Raw genomic sequence first — 19,293 nt, forward strand, 5'->3', positions numbered from 1 at the left:
TCAGAGCATTTGTCGTCCTAAAGCATAATTCAGTTGCACGGCGGCGCGGCGCAGGGCGGCGTCGGCATCCACTATCCGCAGCTGCACGTCGGTTACCTGCAGCACCGTCTGGAGGTAGAAAAAATAGGAGATCTCCCCAGCTTCAAAAGCCTTCCGCGCCTGGTCAGCCGTGTTGAGTATGGGTTGCCTGTTCAGCTGCCACAGGTCGGCAGTTTGCCGGGCGGCCTGGTACTGGGCCAGCGCCTCCTGTACTTCCAGTTGCACCTGTCGTTTCGCCTCCACATACAGGTAGGCGGCCTGCTCCATTTCGGCGCGGGCACGCATAATGCGGCCCCGGTTGAAGTTGAACACAGGGAGGGGCATCTGGAATCCCGGCCCCAGCGCCAGCTTGCCGTCATGCTCCCGCCGCGCGTTCAGTATCCCGATAAAACTGATCACCTTGGCTTTCTCCCAGCCTAAACTTTTGGCTTTCGACTCAATGGCAAGGGCAGCGGCGCGCACTTCAGGCCGTGCGCTTAAGGCTACCGGCATCAGTTCACTTAGCTGCATTCTTGGATACGTTGAGGCAGGTAAGGGCTGTAATTGCATGCTGTTGATACTATCTACCCCCATGAGGTAGTATAATCGGGCTTTACGGAGTTGCTCCTGCATGGCAAACTGCAGCCGGTCATCAAAAGCACGTAGAGAATCGGCGTTGGCAATAGCGGATTCCATTTGGCTGAGGTCGCCGGCCAGGTAGCTTTTGCGGGTAATGCTGGCCATTTCGCTGCGTAAGCGGCTACTCTCGGCTCATACCACAGCACGCTGCTGCGCAAAGGTATACTCTATATAGGCCAGGCTCACGTCCCGGATCAGCCGCAGCCCCAGCGCCACCAGGTTTTCGGCGGTGCGCTCCGTTTCGAGGCGGCTGGCTTTTATACGATTGGGCCGCTGCCAGAGCACATCCATCGAAAAGTTAAGCGTGCCTTTCAGCACATCGGTGCCCGTCGGGAAGATAACATTGAGCAGCGGGTTGGGCAACTGCCCGGCATCGATAAGGTCGGCCTGGGCAATGGAAATATTCATTAAATCTGCCTGAAACTGCGCGTTGTTGAACAAGGCCGTGGAAACTGCCTCAGCCTGCGAAAGGCCATCCTGCATGTTCACCGTTTGGGGTAGGGTGAGTTGACCGGGCGCAGTGGGTTGCCCAACATTGAAGCTGGCTTGCGCTTCAATGTTCTGGTTGATGTAGGTCCTGTCGAACTCAGAGGTACTCACGCAGCCGCTTAGCAACAGAGACAGACTTATCCAGCGTGCCGCTTTATTATACCTTTTACCTTTTGGCCCATACATACATTTCCTTTATTTTGTACCTCCTGTTATATTAGGGATCGATTTAAGGGATTGCACATCTCACCCCTAAATGCCTCAGCAGTTTTATGAACACCTGACCGCAAAACACAATAAAGCTCCTCAATTTGTAGTAATTCTGGAGTTCAGAAGATTACCCACTTAATAGTAATCATACTACCCAAATAATGACGCCGCATAGTTGGCTTTATAGGCAAGCCTCTTTACTTCCCTTGTTTTTTATGCTAAGCTTAGGGTATACTATTCAATTCGATGGCTTTTTTACACTTAGCACATAAATGTGGTACACCTCTTCAGGATTGTTCCTGTTAACATGGTAGGTATCCACTTTATTGACAAACACCGTGGTGTCGGCCATATGTGCCTGGGTAAGCGTTACCGGTGAAAAAACCACGGCAGGAAGCTCGTTGGGTAGTTGGAGTCGCTGGTTTTGGATGCGGAGTGTGTCCACCTGCTTACCTACCTCCCAGAGGTGTACGATCGGTAAACCATCAACCGCATAGAAGGGGTAACTGCTAACTTCCTTTTCATGCCTGACATGAACAAGGCTCCTGTAACTGCCGACCGGGTGCCTGATTTTCTCATAAAGCGGAAAGCCCGACACCAGCACAAGGCAGTTGAGCAGCAGGACAGTAACAATAGCGAGTGCAGCCGTCTGTTTCAGCAGGGCAAACAAGAGGGATGAAGCAAGTATAAGACTGCTTACAGTGAGGCAGAGTTGATACGATAAGGTGATGATGCCGGTTTGATACGCGAGTATGTATGCTGCGACCGGAAATCCAATGGCTGCCACAAGCATCAGGCCTGTGTTAAATAACAAAAGGCGTTTAGCCCAATTGTCCTTTACGCTTCGCCAAACGCCGGACAAAAGGTAGCGCACATACCCACCCGTAAGCAAGGCCATCGGAACGATCGCAGGCAGCAGGTAACGCTCTTTTTTCTCGGGGATGACAGATAGAAGCAGCACGGCAACCGCCAACCATACTAGTATAAACGTGTAACTGCCTACATACCTATTGATGCGTTTACGGGCGTAAGGCACAGACAGGGCGGCTAGCGTAAATAATGCCCAGGCGCCGGTTTGAGACCAAAACCCCCAGTAATACCAGAACGGCTTTACGTGCCTGTTCACCCAGGCTGTGCTCTCGTTGGACACGTTTCTGGCGAGTGCCTCCGGCTCAACCATGAAAATAAAAACAGGCCAGGCTAAACTCAAAAGTAAGGCAACGCCAAAGGCTAGTCCAAGTTCTTCCCGCTTCAACCAAAAATCACCTCGACCGAAACAATAGAGGTAGCTCACTAAAAAAGGAAGCAGCATGGCATAAAATGCCACGGGCCCTTTGCTCAGAAAGGAGCAGCCCATCAGCAGGCCGCAAAGGGCGAACGTGCCATAACTGCCCCCCTCTTTTCGCAGCCCCTTTACCAGAAGCCAGAGCGCACCCAGCATGAAACTATGGCAGTACACATCCCAGGAGCCTTCACGCCCAATGTTAAACAGCCCGAGCGAACTGGCTAAAACCGCCGCCGCCAGAAAGGGAGTTAACTTATCGCGGGTCAACTGGCGCCCAAGAAAATAAAGGAAAAAAACCATAAGAGCCGACATGACGGCAGCCGGGAAACGCAGCGCCACCAGGTTTCCTATATCGCCGGCTGCTATGCCTGAAACCGCCGTCAGCCAGGTAGGGAGTGGCGGTTTGGCCAGTCGCACCTCTCCGTTCAGGGTGGGCACCAGCCAGTTCCCATCCTCCACCATTTCGCGGGCAGATATAAAATTCCGAGCCTCCATCAGGCCTGGCCCTGGCTTCCCCAGTTGGGGAAAATAGGTAAGCCCCACAAGTAGAAACAGCAACAGCAACTGTGTATGGGTATGCTGAAACCAGCGGCGGCTTACAGCCAAATTGCTTATCGAGAACTTAGCTTGCAGCGCCATGCCATGTGCTTTAATAGTACAAGACCCACTTCCCAACCTCCATGCTATGCTCAAAGCCCTCTTTCAGCCAGGATTTTTCTGCCGGCAACGCACCTTTCACAACCAACACGGTGTTGCCATTCAGTATGTGAGGCAGCCTGGCCAGATCCTCGGGCCTGCTTAGCTGCAACAAATTATCTCGCCATGCCTCGTCAGCTTCGAACTGTGTTTCCCGCTCCAGGCTTTTGTTGTCGTCGTGGATGGTGATAAGGCTCCGGTTAAGAGCAAATGCAAGGGAGGGAAGCAGCTGATCGTATACCACCACGTTTTTCCCTCGTATCCGCTCTTCCTTCAATACGCCTGCTAAGTTAGCGGTACTGTTTACCAAGCCAGGGTTAGCGCCCATCAGGTGTGTGGCATATAGCACCAAAAACACTGTGAATATCAAAGGCATAAACTGCAACCAAGTAAGCTCACCTGTCCTTCTCCGGCGCCAAATTATAAAAAGGCTGCCAAGGGTGAGCAAAGGGAAAGCAAGTACCCAAACCGGAAGATTTAAACCAAAAGGCAACAGGGGTGCCAAGGTTAATACCACAGCTAAGACTCCAAAGTAAGCAAAGAAGGCAATGAATACACGGCGCACCGCATGGGATGGCAACGTGTGCAGCACCCACGTTACCAGCAGGGCCAGACCGGAAAATAAAGGCAGGATGTAAAGAATGAGCTTGGAGCCTGAGAGGGAGAAAAACAGCAATGGCACCAGCAGCCAGCATATAAACAGGCGCCGCAACTGACCGGGCAGGGTTTTCAGCCTTCTCAGGTTGAGTAAAACAACGGCGGACCAGGGCAGGCTTAGTGCAGGGGCCAGCACCAGGTAAAACCACCACGGCTGGGAGCGGCCAAAGGTTGCCGGGTTTGCGTAGCGCTGCACCGTGTGCTTAAACAGGAAGTAATCCACAAACTGCTTATCCTGCCACATCAGGTATCCATACCAGGAAGCACCCAGTATTAAAAATAATAGCAAAGCCGCCACATGGTGCGGAATGTTTGATTTGGAAGTGAAATGTCCCTGTGCCTTATAGCCAACTACCAGGAGTAGCGGGAAAATGAGCCCTACAGGCCCTTTCGTCAGAAAGGAGAGCGCCAGGGAAGTATAGAAAAGGTATAGCCAACCCGCTTTCGGGGCTACAGTATATCGGATCCATGCCCAGATCGCCAGCAGCTCAAACGTTGTCAGGAACGAGTCGGTGGTGAGGTTGCGTGCAGACAGGAGTACGGCCGGGATGGTAATGTAAATGACCATGGCTGTGAAAGCCATCCGTTTCTCTTTATACAGCTCAAGGGCAGTCTGGTACACCAGAAAAGCCTGCAGCACCAGCGATACCTGCAGAAAGAAGCGGGCACCGAACTCCTCTATGCCAAATAGGGCCATACCTGCCGCAGTGAGCATATAGGTGAGCGGGGGTTTATGGAAGTGCTGAATGCCCAGCAGCCGTGGGTGAAGCCAGTCCTTGCTTAGGAGCATTTCGCGGCTAATCTCAGCATAGCGGGCCTCGCTCGTCTCAAGCACGCCCCAGCCCCCCAGGTTATAGAGGAGCACCATGAGAAAGGCTGACAGTAATATCAAAGCTGCGTAGGTGCCGTACAGGTGTTCTTCTTTCAGCATATCAGGTGTGGTACGGACTGGTTTTCCGGGCTGACCGTTGTTCACGCAGCCCAAGTATAAAGTTCCGGCTGTAGGCCACTACTCCGAACATCTGCCCCAGGAAAAGCACCGGGTCCAGGCGAAGTACAGCGTAGGAGATGATCATGAGGCTGCCCACCAGACTAATGACCCAAAAACCGATTGGGATTACGGACTCCTGCACGCGCTCCGAATGCCACCACTGGTACACAAAGCGCAGCGTGAACACTACTTGCCCGGCTCCGCCCCAGGCAATGAGGGCACCCGAGATTTTACTGTGCTCCAGGATATAACTGAAGCTGTAAGTATCACTCCAGAGCAGCCAGCCAGTAGCGGCAAACGGGAACATCAATGCCCCCCACCGAAAAGGCCAGGCCAGCTCTTCCCACACGTTCTTGAGTTTAATGTTGCGCAGGTAGATAAAGTAAGAGACAAGCTGCCCACCCACGATCACGATGTCATTGCGGAGCGCCCCATAGGCCATCAGCAGCATGGAGGCGATTATACTAGTGGTCCAGAAGGAAGCGGGGGAAAGCACCCTGCCCGCTTTCTCGGATGTAATCCACTGGATGAGAATTCGCGCCGAGAACAGCGCCTGTGCCAGTAGCCCAACACCGTATATGGAGAGTTCAGATACGTCCATTCGTGACAGGCTGATTTTCGAACTCCTCGGCAATTTGGTACCGTATATAGCGCTTGCGCATCCACCTAAAGGCAAAGGTATCGTTCAGTGGGCCCCACAGGCGGTTGAACAGGTGGTATTTGGAGTAGCCGGCAAAGCGTTCGAAGTGCTGCACGGGCAACTGCTTCACCTTGCCGCCCTGCAGCTGTATGAGCGCGGGCAGGAAGCGGTGCATTCCGTCAAAGAAAGGAACGCGCTTGGCGTACGCGGCATCCACGATCTTGAGCGGGCAGCCGGTGTCCTGGATGCCGTCGTTGATCATATACCTCCGGAAGCCGTTGGCTATTTTAGAGGACATCTTCTTGACGAACGTATCCTTGCGCCTGGCCCGGATGCCGTTTACCATCTGGTACTCCGGCAGAAACTCGAAGAACAGCAGGAAATCCAAAGGAGAAGTCTGCAGGTCGGAGTCAATGTAGCCGATATAGGAGCTCTGTATATGGTCGATGCCTGCTTTTATGGCGGTGCTCAGCCCGCGGTTGCGGTCTAAAGAAATGAAACTGTAGCCGGGTCTGCTGGAGCAGATCTCGCGTATCTGGGGCAGGCTGCTGTCCGTGGAGCCGTCATTCACGAACAGCACCTGGGTGGGCATGGGCGATTGCCGTAGAAAGGCGTCCATGGCCTCGCAAAGCCGCATCAGGCAGCCTTCTTCGTTATAGACAGGTACGATAATGGTAAGCTCTTCTCTCATTTTATGTGTGTTGATGCTTATTTCTTTTAGGTTGCTGAACTTCCGGTCCCTGCTATCCCAGCACTTTTTTTAAGCTTTTGCATACTGATACTGCTCCTGGTAATAGGTCTTAAACCAATCTACAAAATGAGACAGCCCATCTTCCAGAGCAATGGAGGGTTTGAACCCTGTCGTGGCCGTCAACTCCTGGGTATCGGCAAAGGTGATGGGCACATCCCCTGGCTGCATGGGCTGCAGATCCAGCGTCCCTTTTTTGTGTAAGAGGCGCTCCAGTATGGCCACCATCTCCAGCAGGTGCTCTGGGCTGCTGTTGCCAATGTTGTATATCGTATACGGGGCTGTACTTCCAGCTGTGGTTCCGGCTTTTGGTGCCACAAACAGTAGGCGCACGATGCCTTCCACCACATCCGAAATAAAGGTAAAGTCGCGGTACATCTCCCCGTTGTTGAATATCCTGATTGGGGTGCCTTCCATAATAGCCCGGGCAAAGCTGAAATAAGCCATGTCCGGCCGGCCCCAGGGGCCATATACCGTAAAGAAGCGAAGCCCGGAGACAGGTAAATTATACAGGTGGGAATAACTATGGGCCATTACCTCATTCGCTTTCTTGGTGGCAGCGTAAAACGAAACAGGTAAGTTAGTGTTATGCTTCGTTGCAAACGGCACCTCTTGGTTGAGACCATAAACCGAACTGGAGGAGGCGAATAGAAAATGCTTAATTGGATATTTGCGGCATGCCTCCAGCAGATTGGCGAACCCCACCAGGTTACTGGCCACGTAGGACTGCGGGTGTTCTAAACTGTAGCGGACGCCCGCCTGTGCGGCCAGGTTTACTACGATGTCAAACTGCTGCTCCCGAAACAAGTCATTTAAGGCAGTCTCATCCACCAGGTCGAGTTGTATAAAATGCATTGCTTCATCCTCACAGCTGTGCACCAAGGTATTGTATTTGATCTGGGATTTGCTGAAGCCTTGAAGCGCCAGCCGGCCGTACTTCAGCGCAGGGTCATAATACTCGTTAAGTAAGTCTAAGCCAACAATGCTGCCACCAAGACTACGGAGCGCCAGCATCAGGTGATGCCCTATAAAGCCTGCGCTCCCCGTCACCAGAATTTTGTGCTTATGTCCCATCCACTATACCTTGTAAAGTCTAACTATTTCCAAATAGGGTTAAAAAATAAAAGAACGGCCAGATTCTGGAGAAAGTTTGGAGGAAAGAAGTGATGCTGCTATATGTAAAGCAGTCGGCTTAATAAAAATCAGTCAAGATAGTAGCGAAGCAGCCACCCTGCGGCATCAAACTTATTCGCTGGCACTTCATTATCAATGGTTAGCCTTGTATGTTTATCTAGATCATAGGTGTTTCTATACTGCGAGTCATTGACATAAACGGACTTCCCCAGCTTGCTCCCATTGCTTTGGACATGGTAAATATCCTCGCCAGCACCGCCCCAAACCTTCAGCTTGATGGCCGGCTGGTGCTCTCCCGTAACAAGGAAGTGGTCGTTGCCATCTAAGCCATAAAAGTCAATCTGCTTTGTTTCGTGTGAGAAAAAGGTGCGCTCCAGCAACAGTTTGTCAACCTTACCTTCCTTACTAGTCTTGTAAATCTTTACCTGTAGCTCGTCCGGGCTTACACTATGCAGCTCAAACCGCTCGTGCTTGTCACTCCCAACCAGGGTCACCTCCTGCATCAACTCTTTGTAATAAGCAGTGGCTATTTGCGGCAGCGCCTGCCTGCGCGCTTTTAGCTTGGCCATCAAGGGGCCGGCGGTTAAGCTGTATACAGTATCCGGCATAGCCCGGAAGGCCTGGTGGATCACTTCGTCTGTCAGGAGCAGCTGCACCGTGTCAGCCACCCGCAGCCAGTCCCGCTCTTCCAGCCTTACCAGTATCAGTTCGTCCAGGTTGCGGCCGCTCCTGTTCAACTTCACGACCTGGGCAGGGGAGATTTCCTCCCGGTAGGTCTGGAAGTGGGGCTTTAGTCCGAGACTGGTCAGTAGCCATGGGACGGGGCCGTCGTTGAGCTTGTAGAATACATTGTCGCGGTCGCGGGGAATGCCCCTATAGGTTTTGCCCTTCCCTTCGTCATACTCGGCCCAGCGCCAGTTATCCTCGTGCCGGCTCCAATCCCCAAGCAGCATGTCAAACAGGCGGCTGCGCAGGAAATGCATGGCGTCGATACGGGTGTCGTTGTCTTCCAGGCGATCTTTCAGCATATGGCGCGTATTTTCCACTTCCGGCGCATAACCCATGCCCGGCTCCCGGCGCTGGTTACCGGAAGGGTGTTTCTCCAGCAGCGCCATCATCCCGCCTACTTTATCCAGGTACTTCCCCAACCGAGGGTCATGGGGCACATACACCAGCTCCGGCTCCAGGTAATATATGCCTATGGCTTTGGCCATGGCTGGAATCGTAAGAGCCGCGTAGGGATGCGTGGCGGAGGTGGCATCCCGAACGATATCTGCCAGATAGGACTGCTGCCATTTTTGCGGCAAGGAGCTGGCCGGTTCCTTATCAATGGAGCGAAGCACATACTCGTTTCCTGCTGAATCGGCAAGGTGCAGGTTAATGGTTTGCCGGCTTCCGCCCATCTCCAAAGCGCTGAGCCCGCCTTTCGCTTTGCCCAGGTCGAGCACCTGTACTGGCACCGGTGTTGTCCAAGCCGTGCGGTAGTGTTTTCCATAGAGCCATTCATGCAAGCCGCTACGGGCATACCGCTTGCCTGCCGCCAGGGTGATCGTACTATCCGTAAAGTGCGGCGAAGCACTCGCAGGTGTAGCGACCAACGGCACTTGCTGCACCGTATGACTAAAGCGTGGGCCGCAACTCTGTAGGAGTAACCACACAAATAACAGTTGAATTACTCTCAGATGATTTAAACACAGCATAATTTACTCAAACAGATTAAGTCTTGGCATGTCATTGGCAGCATGTATCTTTGGAATGGTGCTCACATTACTGGTGCCTTGCGTAACAGGTGAAAGTAAAAGGCAAATCTGGAGAAACCCTGAATTGGCTGGTCATTTAGGATGAAAACTATTTAAGCAGGGCTGTACTTGGTCGCGGCAGAATTTCTCCAGATTTAGTACAGAACTTCACGCTCAAATTCTTCCCAATGAAAATACTGCTTGTAGAGGACGAGGTAAATCTTCTTAATACCACCTCCGATTATTTGCGCAAAGAGGGCTACTTATGCGAGGAGGCCCCATCCTACCTGGCTGCCGAGGACAAGATAGCCACGCATCAATACGATGTCGTGATTTTAGACCTGACACTCCCCGATGGAAATGGGCTGGACTTATTGCATAAATTAAAAGCGCTTTATCCTGACACAGGCGTTTTGATTGTCTCGGCCAGGAACTCCCTGGATGACCGGCTGACAGGCCTCGACCTGGGAGCTGATGATTACATCACCAAGCCTTTTTTTCTTGCCGAATTAAACTCCCGTATCAATGCCATTATCCGCCGCAGGCAGTTTAGCGGCAACTGTACAGTCCAGTTCAACGAAATAGAGGTGCTACCTGATGCTATGCAGGTGAAAGTAAACGGGAATCTGCTGGAGCTAACCAAAAAGGAGTACGACCTGCTTCTCTACTTTGTCACAAACAAAAACCGTGTGCTCACCAGGGAGGCCATCGCAGAGCACAGTTGGGGAGACCACGCAGACTCAGCGGATAACTTTGACTATATCTACTCACACATCAAAAACCTGCGCCGAAAAATTGTGCAGGCAGGGGGTACAGACTACCTCCACACGGTTTATGGCGTTGGTTATAAATTCTCCTCCATATGAGGCTGCTACAAAAAGCCACGCGCTCTTATATACTGTTTACTTCGCTCCTGTTCCTGATTGCGGGGGGGTTACTCTATGGGCTTCTGACGGAAATCATTGAGAAAGAGGCCACCGAACAGCTGCTCGGCAATGAGCGCCGCATTGCCGAGCAGCTGCGACACGGTCAGCATATCATCAATCTTCCACCGGTGTTGGAGGTTAGTAAGCTAAACCGACCTATACAGGAAAGTATAACAGTAAAGGACACGGTGGCCTTCGATAACGTTGAGAACGAACTGGAAGCTTTTCTCCAGGTGTCCTCTGTCCGAAACATAAGCGGGAGCTCGTACCGTATCGTGTTGAGGCAGATGATCGTAGAGCCGGTAGAATACATGTCTACCATTGGTCTCTCCATGGCTATCGTCATGGTGCTCCTGCTTATGTTCACGGTATTGATGAACAGGATCTTCTTTCATCAGCTCTGGAGCGCTTTTTATCGAAGCCTTGCGACCCTAAAAGGATTTTCAGTTCATCAAAACACGCCACTCAAGCTCGAAGACAGCTCTATACTTGAATTCTCAGAGCTGAATGCAGCTATTGGAAAGCTGACAGAGAAGGCACGCTCAGATTTCAGGGCGCTCAAGGAGTTCTCCGAGAATGCCTCTCATGAGACACAAACCCCCTTGGCTATCATACAGGCCAGACTGGACGAACTGCTGCAGGATCCGGCGCTCAGCGAGCAGCAGGCCAACCACATACAATCAGCTTATGTAGCCGCCCAAAGATTGTCTAAACTAAACCAAACGCTACTACTACTCACCAAAATTGAAAACCAGCAGTTCAAAAACACTGAGTTAATCAATATCAATGATTTGATAGGCAGGCAAATCAGCCAGCTGGATGACTTTGTGAGGGACAAAGGGTTGCAGGTACATGTGAACCAACAAGGCACATTAACCGTGCTATCTAATCCCGCTTTGGTTGATATGCTTATCTCCAACCTGTTAAGCAACGCCATCAGGCACAACGTCAGAAAAGGATTTATAGAGGTTATGGTGACGGCCCGCTCCCTCACCGTCAAAAATAGCGGCGTGCCGCTAAAAGGATCACCCGCTAAGCTGTTCGAGCGCTTCCATAAAGCCAACCCTTCCTCCTCTTCCCTGGGCTTGGGCTTAGCCATTGTGCGCTCTGTCTGTAACCTGTATGGTTGGCAAGTGCAGTATCAGGCTGAAGACAATACCCATATCCTATTAATACTTTTTTAAGTGGCTACTTTCGGCACTTAATCAAATAGTCAGTATTAAGCGTTATGCATGATCCGTATCCAGGTTTTCTCCAAGTTCTTACATCATTTTATGGCAAAAATAGAATGGTGCAACTGCGTGAAGAGCTTAAAGCGTAAAAATATGGTGAAATGCGATGCCAAGGAGAAGCTGTCAGCGCAGGCGAAAGTCTACTGTTCGCACCTGCTCCAACACAAACTGCCTCCTGGCCTCTTTTACCACAACATACTACATACCCAGGCAGTAGCAGAAGCCGCTGTGGCAATAGGGTTGGGCTGCGGGCTGCCGCCGCAAAGCCTCCAGGTGCTGCAGGTGGCCGCCTGGTTCCATGATACCGGTTATGCCTACAAGTATAAAGGCCATGAGCAAGAGAGTTGCGCTCTGGCCAAGGAGTTTCTTCGTGAACAGAATGCGGACGACCTTCTTCTTGGGCAAGTAATCGCCTGCATTGCAGCAACCAAACAACCGCAAGCCCCCAAAAGCCTGCTAGAGAAAATCCTGTGCGACGCCGACATGTGCCACCTAGGCCAAACGAGTTATGCAAGTTCCTCTGATTTGCTACGAAAGGAAATCGAAGTTTTCACAGGCGAAGAATTTTCTGACGCTGCCTGGCACCGTCAAAACGTGCAGTTTCTGTCCGAGCACAGCTATTTCACAGCTTTTGCCCGGAAAACCTTCGACGCTCAGAAAAAGCTGAACCTGGAACACGAAATTAAGCTTCTTCAACATTCAAATAAGACCTAAAGGAATAGCAAACCCCGTATGTTCAAGAAACCCTTTACCCTTATATCCTCGCAGGTCGATAAGTTGTTTGAGCTGCCCATGATAAAAGAGCTGGAAAGAAAGCACCCCAAATTCGTTGGCTTCCTCCACGACCGTTTGGGAGTACAGGGTTTCTTCGGCTTGCCCTTTACCACACTACTGATAGCCGTGTTCGTTAACTTTGCTGTGCTGTCGGAGCTATCGGAGCACATCGTAAACTCCCCGGGCATGAAAGCCGTGGATACTTCGGTTACCATGTTCTTCTTTAACCTTCGAACCGATCTTCTCAGCAGCGCTATTTACTACTTTACCCAGTTGGGTTCGGTGTACGGGGTAGGCTTTACCTTTGTCACGGCCATGGGTGTGCTTCTCCTAAAGGGGAAATGGCATCATGGCGTGGCTCTTTTGGTATCAGTACTAGGCAGCGGTATCTCCATTTATTTTACGAAGGCTTACTTTCACCGCGAGCGCCCCATGGATGTCGGGTATTATGACCTAAGCACGTTTTCCTTCCCCAGTGGCCACGCTGCGGGATCCGTAGCTTTGGTAGGCATGCTTTGTGTCTTAATATACCAGGAGCGGGATCAAATAAAGGCTGCGTCTGCATGGCTGTGGCTGGGGTTTCTTTACATCCTACTAATTGGGTTTAGCCGCATTTACCTGGGGGTGCATTTTCTGACTGATGTGGCAGGCGGTTATCTGTTGGGCAGCCTGTGGGTGATGGTGGCGCTATCTCTTCTGGAATTCCTCCTCCTGCACCAGAAAAGAAACCGACACTCAGTCTAGGCACCTATGCTCTCACTACGTCGATGCCTGTCGAAAACCTTCCCGCGCGTATTACAGCCAGCGAAAGAATTTCTCCAGGATTGCTCCAGATTTAGCTATTATTCTTGACAAGAATTCAGTACAGGCCTACCCTGTATGAGTGCATAGGCTATCCTATACCTTAAAAATATAACGGCTATGTCAGCATACTTGGCTACACCAAAATACTTGATGCGAGGCGCTTGGCTAAGCTTTTTAATTCTGCTGCTCTCCCCCCGCACGCCCCTACAGGGACAGGGTACCATGGTAGTACCTCACACGGGGTATCAGGCGCAGTATACCCTTCCTGACACTGTTATAACAGAAGATTCGCATCAGACTACCTATTTAAGAAATACGCTTTATGTCGCAGGCACAGCCGCCTTATGGACAGCTGCATTTGTATTGACAGATGAGCCCCTCCAGCAGTACGCGCAGCGCCATCAGGACAAGGTAAGCAGTAGCCTCGCGCAAGTCGTAGAGCCACTAGGAAGGCAAAGGTACTGGGTACCCGCTGCCGGGGCTGTGTTTGTTGGCGGCCTCCTGGCAAAAGACCAGAAGCTAAGGAAGGTGGCACTGGTTTCATTTGGAAGCGTGGTTGTTAACGCCACACTCACCAGTGCCCTAAAGAACGCTATCGGCAGGTATAGGCCTAGTGAGACCTCAGAGAATGAGGTATTCGATGCTACTTTCAACCCCTTCAGTCATAGTCCACATAGCTCGCTGCCTTCCTCGCATACTTCCACGGCCTTTGCCGTCGCTACCTCGGTAGCAACTGTTTATGCCGACCATAAATTTATACCGCCAATCGCCTACGGTGTTGCGACTCTTGTCGGCCTTTCGCGCATACACGATAACGCACACTGGGGATCAGATGTACTGGCAGGCGCAGCAGTAGGCTACCTGAGCTCAAAAGGCGTAAGCTATTTGTATGATTGGGCAGACCATAGGCTCAGAGTCCGCAAACAAAGGCTGCAGGTGCAGGTTGTACCTCAACTTGGATACAATTTAACCGGAATAGGTGCTACAGTCACCTTTTAGAAGATAGTGATTCAGAGCAGGTCTAGAGACAGCTTTCACACTGTTTCACCTAACAGCGATACTAGCCTATACTCATCCTTGAGCCCATTTGGAAGTTAACGAAAAGATGCTTTCAAAAGAGCCTGTAACTCATAGCTTTTATTAATTGTCCTGTGACTTAGATAGCTGCTTAAGAAACATCTAATAACCGTATCACCTCCTCAATCTGCGAGGAAAGCTCACTTTGAGCCAGCTTCAGCTTTTCAACGGCAATACTGTTGAGGCTGTGGCTGTTGGATAGCTTTTCGTGCTTTTCCAGGATGTCAAAATTGTCGGAAAAAAGAAGGTCCACGTGAAAGTGCTTGCTGTAGAAGCTGAACAGAAGTAAAAGCAGTTCGATCGTCCCTCCCACCCCGTTCTCCAGCCGGGATATCTGGTTCTGGTTCACCCCCATGGACTCTGCCAGGCTCTCCTGCGATAAATCAAGCCGCTTTCGCAGCAGCTTTAGCCTTTGGCCTAACTCCTGTATGCTCACGCTCATACCTGTAACGCTGTGATTAGTGTCTTAACCTCATTTCTAATTTTATTGTAGTTTGCTCTCAGGATTTGGTCTTTTTGGTCAGGGGTGCCAAAGTTATAAAATTTTGGCAGGTTAAGATACTGCTTTTCTTCCTGTTGTATGTTATCAAGGTCAAGATTAATTTTACAGTGGTAGGTACTGGCAACATACTTCCCGCTATACGCTTCGCTATCGGAAGCCACCTGTCCTACCAGCTCACCGGCCTGCAAATTGGCTATTTTGGATGCCGGAATGAGCGGCCCCATTTCCTCGTTCATGTTCACTGAGGTACGGTTACGGTCCACACTAAGCCCCTCCTTTAGCTGCCTCACCCTACCAAACAGTTTTTCCAGCCAGTCAAGCGTCTCTTTATTACGGGCAGAGCCCGAGAGTACATTGGCCGCTACAGAGCAAATGGTGTCGGCTGTTTCCCTGCCATATTGCTGCCGCAGCTGCGGTAGTTCCTGCAGGCCCAGCAGCACAGCTATCTTATTACTCCTGGCAGTAGCGATCAGGTTCTCCACCCGGTGTATGTAAAGCGTAGGAGACTCATCCACGATCAGCCCACAGGGCAAGTTCCCCTTTGTATTGATCAGGCGTGTCATGCGATTGAGGATAAGCGCATTGCAGGCGCTGTTAATGCTCTGTGTGGCAGGGTCATTTGCAATCACCAATATAGAAGGGTTTTCCGGGTCCGTTATCTTTAAATTGAAGTCGTCTCCTGATAGTACCCAGAATGTTTCTTTTGTGGCCAGTCGGCCAATATTAATCTTTAAGGTGCCAATCTGCCCTTCCAGCTGCTCAAAGGCTCTGTTCTTATAGGCTGTGGCAAAAGGCGAAAGCAGACTCTCCAGCTCAGGTTCGGAAAAGAGCACCTCGAAAATCTGATCATAGCTAAGGTTAATGAAGGAAAGTACATGCGGAAAAGAAGAATACCGCCCCCCTTCGTGCCGGCTCAGAAAGTAGATGCAGCTAGCCAGGAAATTAACGGCTGACTGGTTGAAGAATTGCGCAGTCCCAGAGTCCCTGTCTCCTTTCCGCAGCGCCTCCAGCAGCGCCTCAGCTGTTTCGGTGGCATCAGCCAGGGTAGGCAAGTACTCCGGCTTTAAAGGGTTAAACCTCCTGCTGTGCTCTACGCTATTAAAATTGATGACATGGAACCTGTGGTTTTTCAATATCCCTCTCTTTCTATTGACCAGGTAATGGTAATAAGTCGTTCTGGCCAGGTCTGGAAACTTGAAGTCGTAGACCATCATAGAGAAGCCTTTCCCCAGAAGCTGCTTGATAAAAGGCAACACCACCGAGAAAGACTTTCCTGAGCCGGGTGTACCTATCAGCAGTGTTGCTCGAAAGGGGTTCACTACATTTAGCCACCCGCGCTGTACCCGCTTTTGGTAATAGTAAAGCATCGGGATATTCACCGAGTATGGCGTATGCACCGGTTTCCTGGACTGCTCAAAGGACTCATTTTCCACGTTGAATTTGTCTTTCATCAATCGGTGCTGTATATGCTTGGAGATATTATCCAAGGCTATATGAATCATCATCGCACCTAAGAAGGAGAGCAGGATGTAAGCCGCATCAGACAGGGACACATCCCAGAAAAGAATACGGCTGCTTTCAAAGAAATAAAAGAAACCCGAGCCAAAGAAAAAGGCGCAGCCGATAAGCAAGGGAAGGAAGATATGCCGGAGCGGGTCGAGGTCCAGGTTCTTCCTGGCCTTTGTGCCAATGCTCACGATCAGAATCAAACCGAAGGTGAAAGCTTTGGAGAAGTAGATGTGTTCATAAATAGCCATGCGCTTTACTTTCCGCAGTATAGGCTGCAGCTGATACATACTGCCCGAATCCATAAAGAGGAAAACAGCTATCTCCACCACAATAGTGAAGTAGATAAGTCCCTGCAGAAAGGAGTAAAGTTTTTTAATTTCGCTGGATTCTTCCATGACGCTGTTGGTAAAGAATGTCTAACACTTTAAAGTAAATAAGACAGGCCTATAGAGATCTTGCTTCTCAAGCAAATGCCCTTCGATTAGTCAGCGCCAAATCAGAGCGGAATTTTGATGCCTGCCAGTAAGCCAGTCCTGAAGTTGTGGTTTACCCGAAGCACGCCCTCATTTTTCTGTTGGAGCATCAACACTACATTTCCTGGCAGCACATAGCCCAGCTCCAGGCCTGCCTGCAGGGCTCCTATGAAGTGCTCGGTGTTAGAGCCAATGCCCGCTCCCAGGCGCAGCTTGAGAAACGTGTTTCTGGAACGGGTAAGCATGGGTTTGTAAGCAGCCCCCACTAACCAGTTTTTGCTGTCGTCCACGTTGCTCTTATAGGCATCACCGAAGATCTCATAGGAATTATAGTGGCGTTTGCTGAACTCCAGGGCAAGGTTGGCAGTTAAGGCATCCTTGTACATCCAGCCGCCTGCCAGGTTCAGGTGGGTGTAGCCCTCCTGCGCTCGGCACGGCAGCACAATTAAGAGCAGTAAGGAAAGGAGTAACGGCTTTCTCATAAGGTGTCTGCATGAAGAATGTCGGAATAGTCAATTTTAAGGGAGATGGTGCGCCCAGAAATCTGCTCCTCGGCCACCTCAATATTGAACACCTTTTCCTCTGGGAAAGTAAACTTCCTGAACACAAACACGTTCCGGTACTGGCGCTTGAAGTGACCCGTGTCATAAAGCTGGAAACTGGGCTGTAGCTCCACCTGCTGAAAGTTAGTGGCCTTCACGACCTTTTTATCCTCAATCTTAAACCGTATTTGATCGACCGTATAGGGAATGTTGGTGTCATTTCTAAGGGAGAGATCAATAAAGAAATAGTCCCCCACCGTATAGATGTTGTTTAGCCTTGCCCGCATCCCCTGCCCTTTCGTAGTCACACTGTTGAACCGGGGTTTTCGCTGGAGGGCCAGCAGCGCAAACCGTGCCATGTCCTCCCGGCTCATGGCCACAGCTGGGTTCAGGTAATCATCTACCTGGGTAGGGTCTATACGCACCTCCGTGTCTGCCCGATCCGCTCGGCTGTAGGCTAGCTTATACTGCACAAGGAAGCGTTCCCCAACGATGGTGATAACACCCGGTTTTGCGCCACCGTGCTTGGGTTTGACCCGAAGGATGTTGGCGACAGGTATATCCCCGGCTACATCATCTGTGGAGATATCTACATACTGTATCGGCTCAGGGCTCACAATATGCGTGGAGATGCTTTCATGCACGTGCACTACCTGAAGGGAATCCTGTGCCGAGGCGGAAAACAGCAGGGCAAACAACACATATAGAAGGAATAGCTTTTTCATATTACAGGGCTTTGTTATCTATCAAATAAACAATGGTGTTGTACTTCAACTTAGCTTTGTTCTTCCGGATGGCTTTGCCTGCAGCGCGGGTGGTGGTCTGCGAAACCCTTTCCAGCATAGAATAAAGCATTTGGCTGCCATTGTCAGGTGAATCCTCAAAAGTAAATGACTGACCACTGCTCACATTCCCGGCAAGCTCTTTTGTAAAGTCCCTGAACTGTGATTCCGGGACATATAGCCCAGCCAAGCCGTCGTTGTCGTAGATACTCAGGTCTACCGGGATGATTTGGTTGCCGTAGAGTATAGAGCGGATGGCTATCTCAATTCGTTGGGCACTGAAACCGGAAACAGTGCCGTAGAGGTAGCTGCCTTTCTTTATTTCGTAGTCCCGCACATAGATGTCATCCAGCAAGCGAATCCTGATCCTGCCGCCTTGCATCACCTTCAACCCTTCGTCCAGAATAGCTCTGATAAACTGCTCCTCACCGTCGGCTGTAATGGTATTGAAAAAGGCTTTATTCGTATTCCTGCTTTTGGTCACGGGTAACGGTGTCGGCTCTTGCTTCTCGGAAGCCGGTGCATGGGCTTTCATCGGCTGTGGCCCCGTACGAGAAGGCACAGGTTCCTCTCCTATCCGGCTCAGGCTGTCAATAAACATCATCTGCTCTCGGAATAGCCGCATCTCCTCTTCATATGCCGATTCAACTTTTCGCATAGGGCGGGTTGACCGTACAGGCACAGAGGCAGTAGCAGACGCATAGCGCTCTGAGCTGAGGCGCTGCCGCTGGCTTACCCGCTCCATAAACTCCTCCGGCTGCTGATCCGATAGGATACGGTTATTGAGACTGTCGAGCATCCGCCGCTCCTCCTCCGTGTACACGCTGCCATAGGCCATGTCCCTGGGGTCTACCCTATCCTCCCCGATTTCCTGCATGGCCGAGTAGTCGGTCCTATACTTAAACTCGTCCCGAAAAGCCGAGAACTTATCCTTCATTTCCCGCTTTCTCAGGTTGGCATCCGGAAGGGAGGTATTCAGGGCTGTTGTCTCGGTGAGTTCCACTTTCGTTTGTGCGGCGGTGGCCGCCGGTGTCATGTCCAGCCACAGGTAATTAAGCAGTACAAGGAAAGGGAGTATGATGAGCGGGATGGCATACCTGGGATGCCGAAAGTTAATTCTCTTCATGGATGATTCGGTTTAAACGCTGATCAATATCTTTGAGAAAAACACTGTCTTGGGCACGCAGGCTGTCAGGGTTTAACTGCCTGGCCGTGTTGTAGAGCTTTATCAGCTCCAGCATATCTGCGGTACTCGACCTGCCTATAGTCATCTTGTCGCCAGAAGTATCAAGCTGCCTGTACAGCTTGCCAGCCGACACGGCATAGGTTCCCTGGTGCAGGTGCCGGACGACTAATAGCCCCATGACAGCCACAGACAGTAAAACTAGCATGGCCAGCACCACTGCTTTAGGATTCGAGGCACAGT

19 protein-coding genes are annotated in these 19,293 nt (G+C 51.0%); 5 read left to right on the top strand and 14 right to left on the bottom strand.

What is annotated here, in order from left to right:
* From FJM65_RS19275 to FJM65_RS19310, 8 genes are all read right to left on the bottom strand, one after another.
* Positions 1-762, bottom strand: a complete 762-nt coding sequence (locus tag FJM65_RS19275; protein ID WP_140455347.1) for a TolC family protein — start codon at positions 760-762, stop codon at positions 1-3.
* Positions 763-789: 27 nt separating this feature from the next.
* The gene (locus FJM65_RS19280; protein WP_181163800.1) at positions 790-1,257 is read right to left on the bottom strand and encodes a TolC family protein; all 468 of its coding nucleotides are present in this window, start codon (positions 1,255-1,257) and stop codon (positions 790-792) included.
* A gap of 337 nt (positions 1,258-1,594) precedes the next feature.
* Positions 1,595-3,280 carry an ArnT family glycosyltransferase gene (locus FJM65_RS19285; protein WP_140455349.1) on the bottom strand — a complete coding sequence of 562 codons (1,686 nt, stop codon included), beginning with the start codon at positions 3,278-3,280 and terminating at the stop codon, positions 1,595-1,597.
* A 10-nt stretch (positions 3,281-3,290) separates the two neighbouring features.
* Positions 3,291-4,925 carry an ArnT family glycosyltransferase gene (locus FJM65_RS19290; RefSeq protein ID WP_140623706.1) on the bottom strand — a complete coding sequence of 545 codons (1,635 nt, stop codon included), beginning with the start codon at positions 4,923-4,925 and terminating at the stop codon, positions 3,291-3,293.
* Between the two features lies 1 nt (position 4,926).
* Entirely contained in the window at positions 4,927-5,586 is a 660-nt protein-coding gene (locus FJM65_RS19295; protein ID WP_025609229.1) for a lipid-A-disaccharide synthase N-terminal domain-containing protein, read from the bottom strand.
* Positions 5,573-6,316 carry a glycosyltransferase gene (locus FJM65_RS19300; protein WP_140455351.1) on the bottom strand — a complete coding sequence of 248 codons (744 nt, stop codon included), beginning with the start codon at positions 6,314-6,316 and terminating at the stop codon, positions 5,573-5,575. Before FJM65_RS19300 ends, FJM65_RS19295 begins: the two co-directional genes overlap by 14 nt.
* 69 nt (positions 6,317-6,385) lie before the next feature.
* On the bottom strand, positions 6,386-7,447 hold the full coding sequence (locus tag FJM65_RS19305) for an NAD-dependent epimerase/dehydratase family protein (RefSeq protein WP_140455352.1): 1,062 nt from the start codon (positions 7,445-7,447) through the stop codon (positions 6,386-6,388).
* A 128-nt stretch (positions 7,448-7,575) separates the two neighbouring features.
* Positions 7,576-9,165, bottom strand: coding sequence for a hypothetical protein (locus FJM65_RS19310; RefSeq protein WP_140623708.1), 1,590 nt, complete (start codon positions 9,163-9,165; stop codon positions 7,576-7,578).
* Between the two features lie 269 nt (positions 9,166-9,434).
* Between FJM65_RS19310 and FJM65_RS19315 the strand changes: the two genes are divergently transcribed.
* From FJM65_RS19315 to FJM65_RS19335, 5 genes are all read left to right on the top strand, one after another.
* Positions 9,435-10,112 (top strand): response regulator transcription factor, encoded by a 678-nt coding sequence (locus FJM65_RS19315; protein WP_140455354.1) that lies wholly within the window; start codon positions 9,435-9,437, stop codon positions 10,110-10,112.
* Positions 10,109-11,356, top strand: coding sequence for a sensor histidine kinase (locus FJM65_RS19320; RefSeq protein ID WP_140455355.1), 1,248 nt, complete (start codon positions 10,109-10,111; stop codon positions 11,354-11,356). Before FJM65_RS19315 ends, FJM65_RS19320 begins: the two co-directional genes overlap by 4 nt.
* Positions 11,357-11,404: 48 nt before the next feature.
* Positions 11,405-12,118, top strand: coding sequence for an HD domain-containing protein (locus FJM65_RS19325; protein ID WP_140455356.1), 714 nt, complete (start codon positions 11,405-11,407; stop codon positions 12,116-12,118).
* A gap of 18 nt (positions 12,119-12,136) precedes the next feature.
* Positions 12,137-12,922: a phosphatase PAP2 family protein gene (locus tag FJM65_RS19330; protein ID WP_140455357.1), complete on the top strand. Its 786-nt coding sequence runs from the start codon at positions 12,137-12,139 to the stop codon at positions 12,920-12,922.
* Between the two features lie 282 nt (positions 12,923-13,204).
* Entirely contained in the window at positions 13,205-13,981 is a 777-nt protein-coding gene (locus FJM65_RS19335; RefSeq protein ID WP_181163801.1) for a phosphatase PAP2 family protein, read from the top strand.
* 169 nt (positions 13,982-14,150) lie between these two features.
* Here the strand turns inward: FJM65_RS19335 and FJM65_RS19340 are convergent, their stop codons facing one another.
* The 6 genes from FJM65_RS19340 to FJM65_RS19365 form a co-directional block, all read right to left on the bottom strand.
* Complete coding sequence (locus FJM65_RS19340) at positions 14,151-14,501, bottom strand: helix-turn-helix domain-containing protein (protein WP_140455359.1); 351 nt, start codon at positions 14,499-14,501, stop codon at positions 14,151-14,153.
* Positions 14,498-16,465 carry a type IV secretory system conjugative DNA transfer family protein gene (locus FJM65_RS19345; RefSeq protein WP_140455360.1) on the bottom strand — a complete coding sequence of 656 codons (1,968 nt, stop codon included), beginning with the start codon at positions 16,463-16,465 and terminating at the stop codon, positions 14,498-14,500. Before FJM65_RS19345 ends, FJM65_RS19340 begins: the two co-directional genes overlap by 4 nt.
* Before the next feature lie 101 nt (positions 16,466-16,566).
* Positions 16,567-17,025 (bottom strand): hypothetical protein, encoded by a 459-nt coding sequence (locus FJM65_RS19350; protein ID WP_140623710.1) that lies wholly within the window; start codon positions 17,023-17,025, stop codon positions 16,567-16,569.
* Positions 17,022-17,810 (bottom strand): conjugative transposon protein TraN, encoded by a 789-nt coding sequence (gene traN, locus FJM65_RS19355; RefSeq protein WP_140455362.1) that lies wholly within the window; start codon positions 17,808-17,810, stop codon positions 17,022-17,024. The genes FJM65_RS19350 and traN overlap by 4 nt, the downstream gene beginning before the upstream one ends.
* 1 nt (position 17,811) lies before the next feature.
* A complete protein-coding gene (gene traM / locus FJM65_RS19360) occupies positions 17,812-18,993 on the bottom strand; it encodes a conjugative transposon protein TraM (protein ID WP_140455363.1) in 1,182 nt (393 codons plus the stop codon).
* On the bottom strand, positions 18,980-19,258 hold the full coding sequence (locus FJM65_RS19365; RefSeq protein WP_140455379.1) for a hypothetical protein: 279 nt from the start codon (positions 19,256-19,258) through the stop codon (positions 18,980-18,982). The genes traM and FJM65_RS19365 overlap by 14 nt, the downstream gene beginning before the upstream one ends.
* Between the last annotated feature and the right edge of the window lie 35 nt (positions 19,259-19,293).

Source organism: Pontibacter mangrovi (assembly GCF_006385705.1).
Lineage (GTDB): Bacteria > Bacteroidota > Bacteroidia > Cytophagales > Hymenobacteraceae > Pontibacter > Pontibacter mangrovi.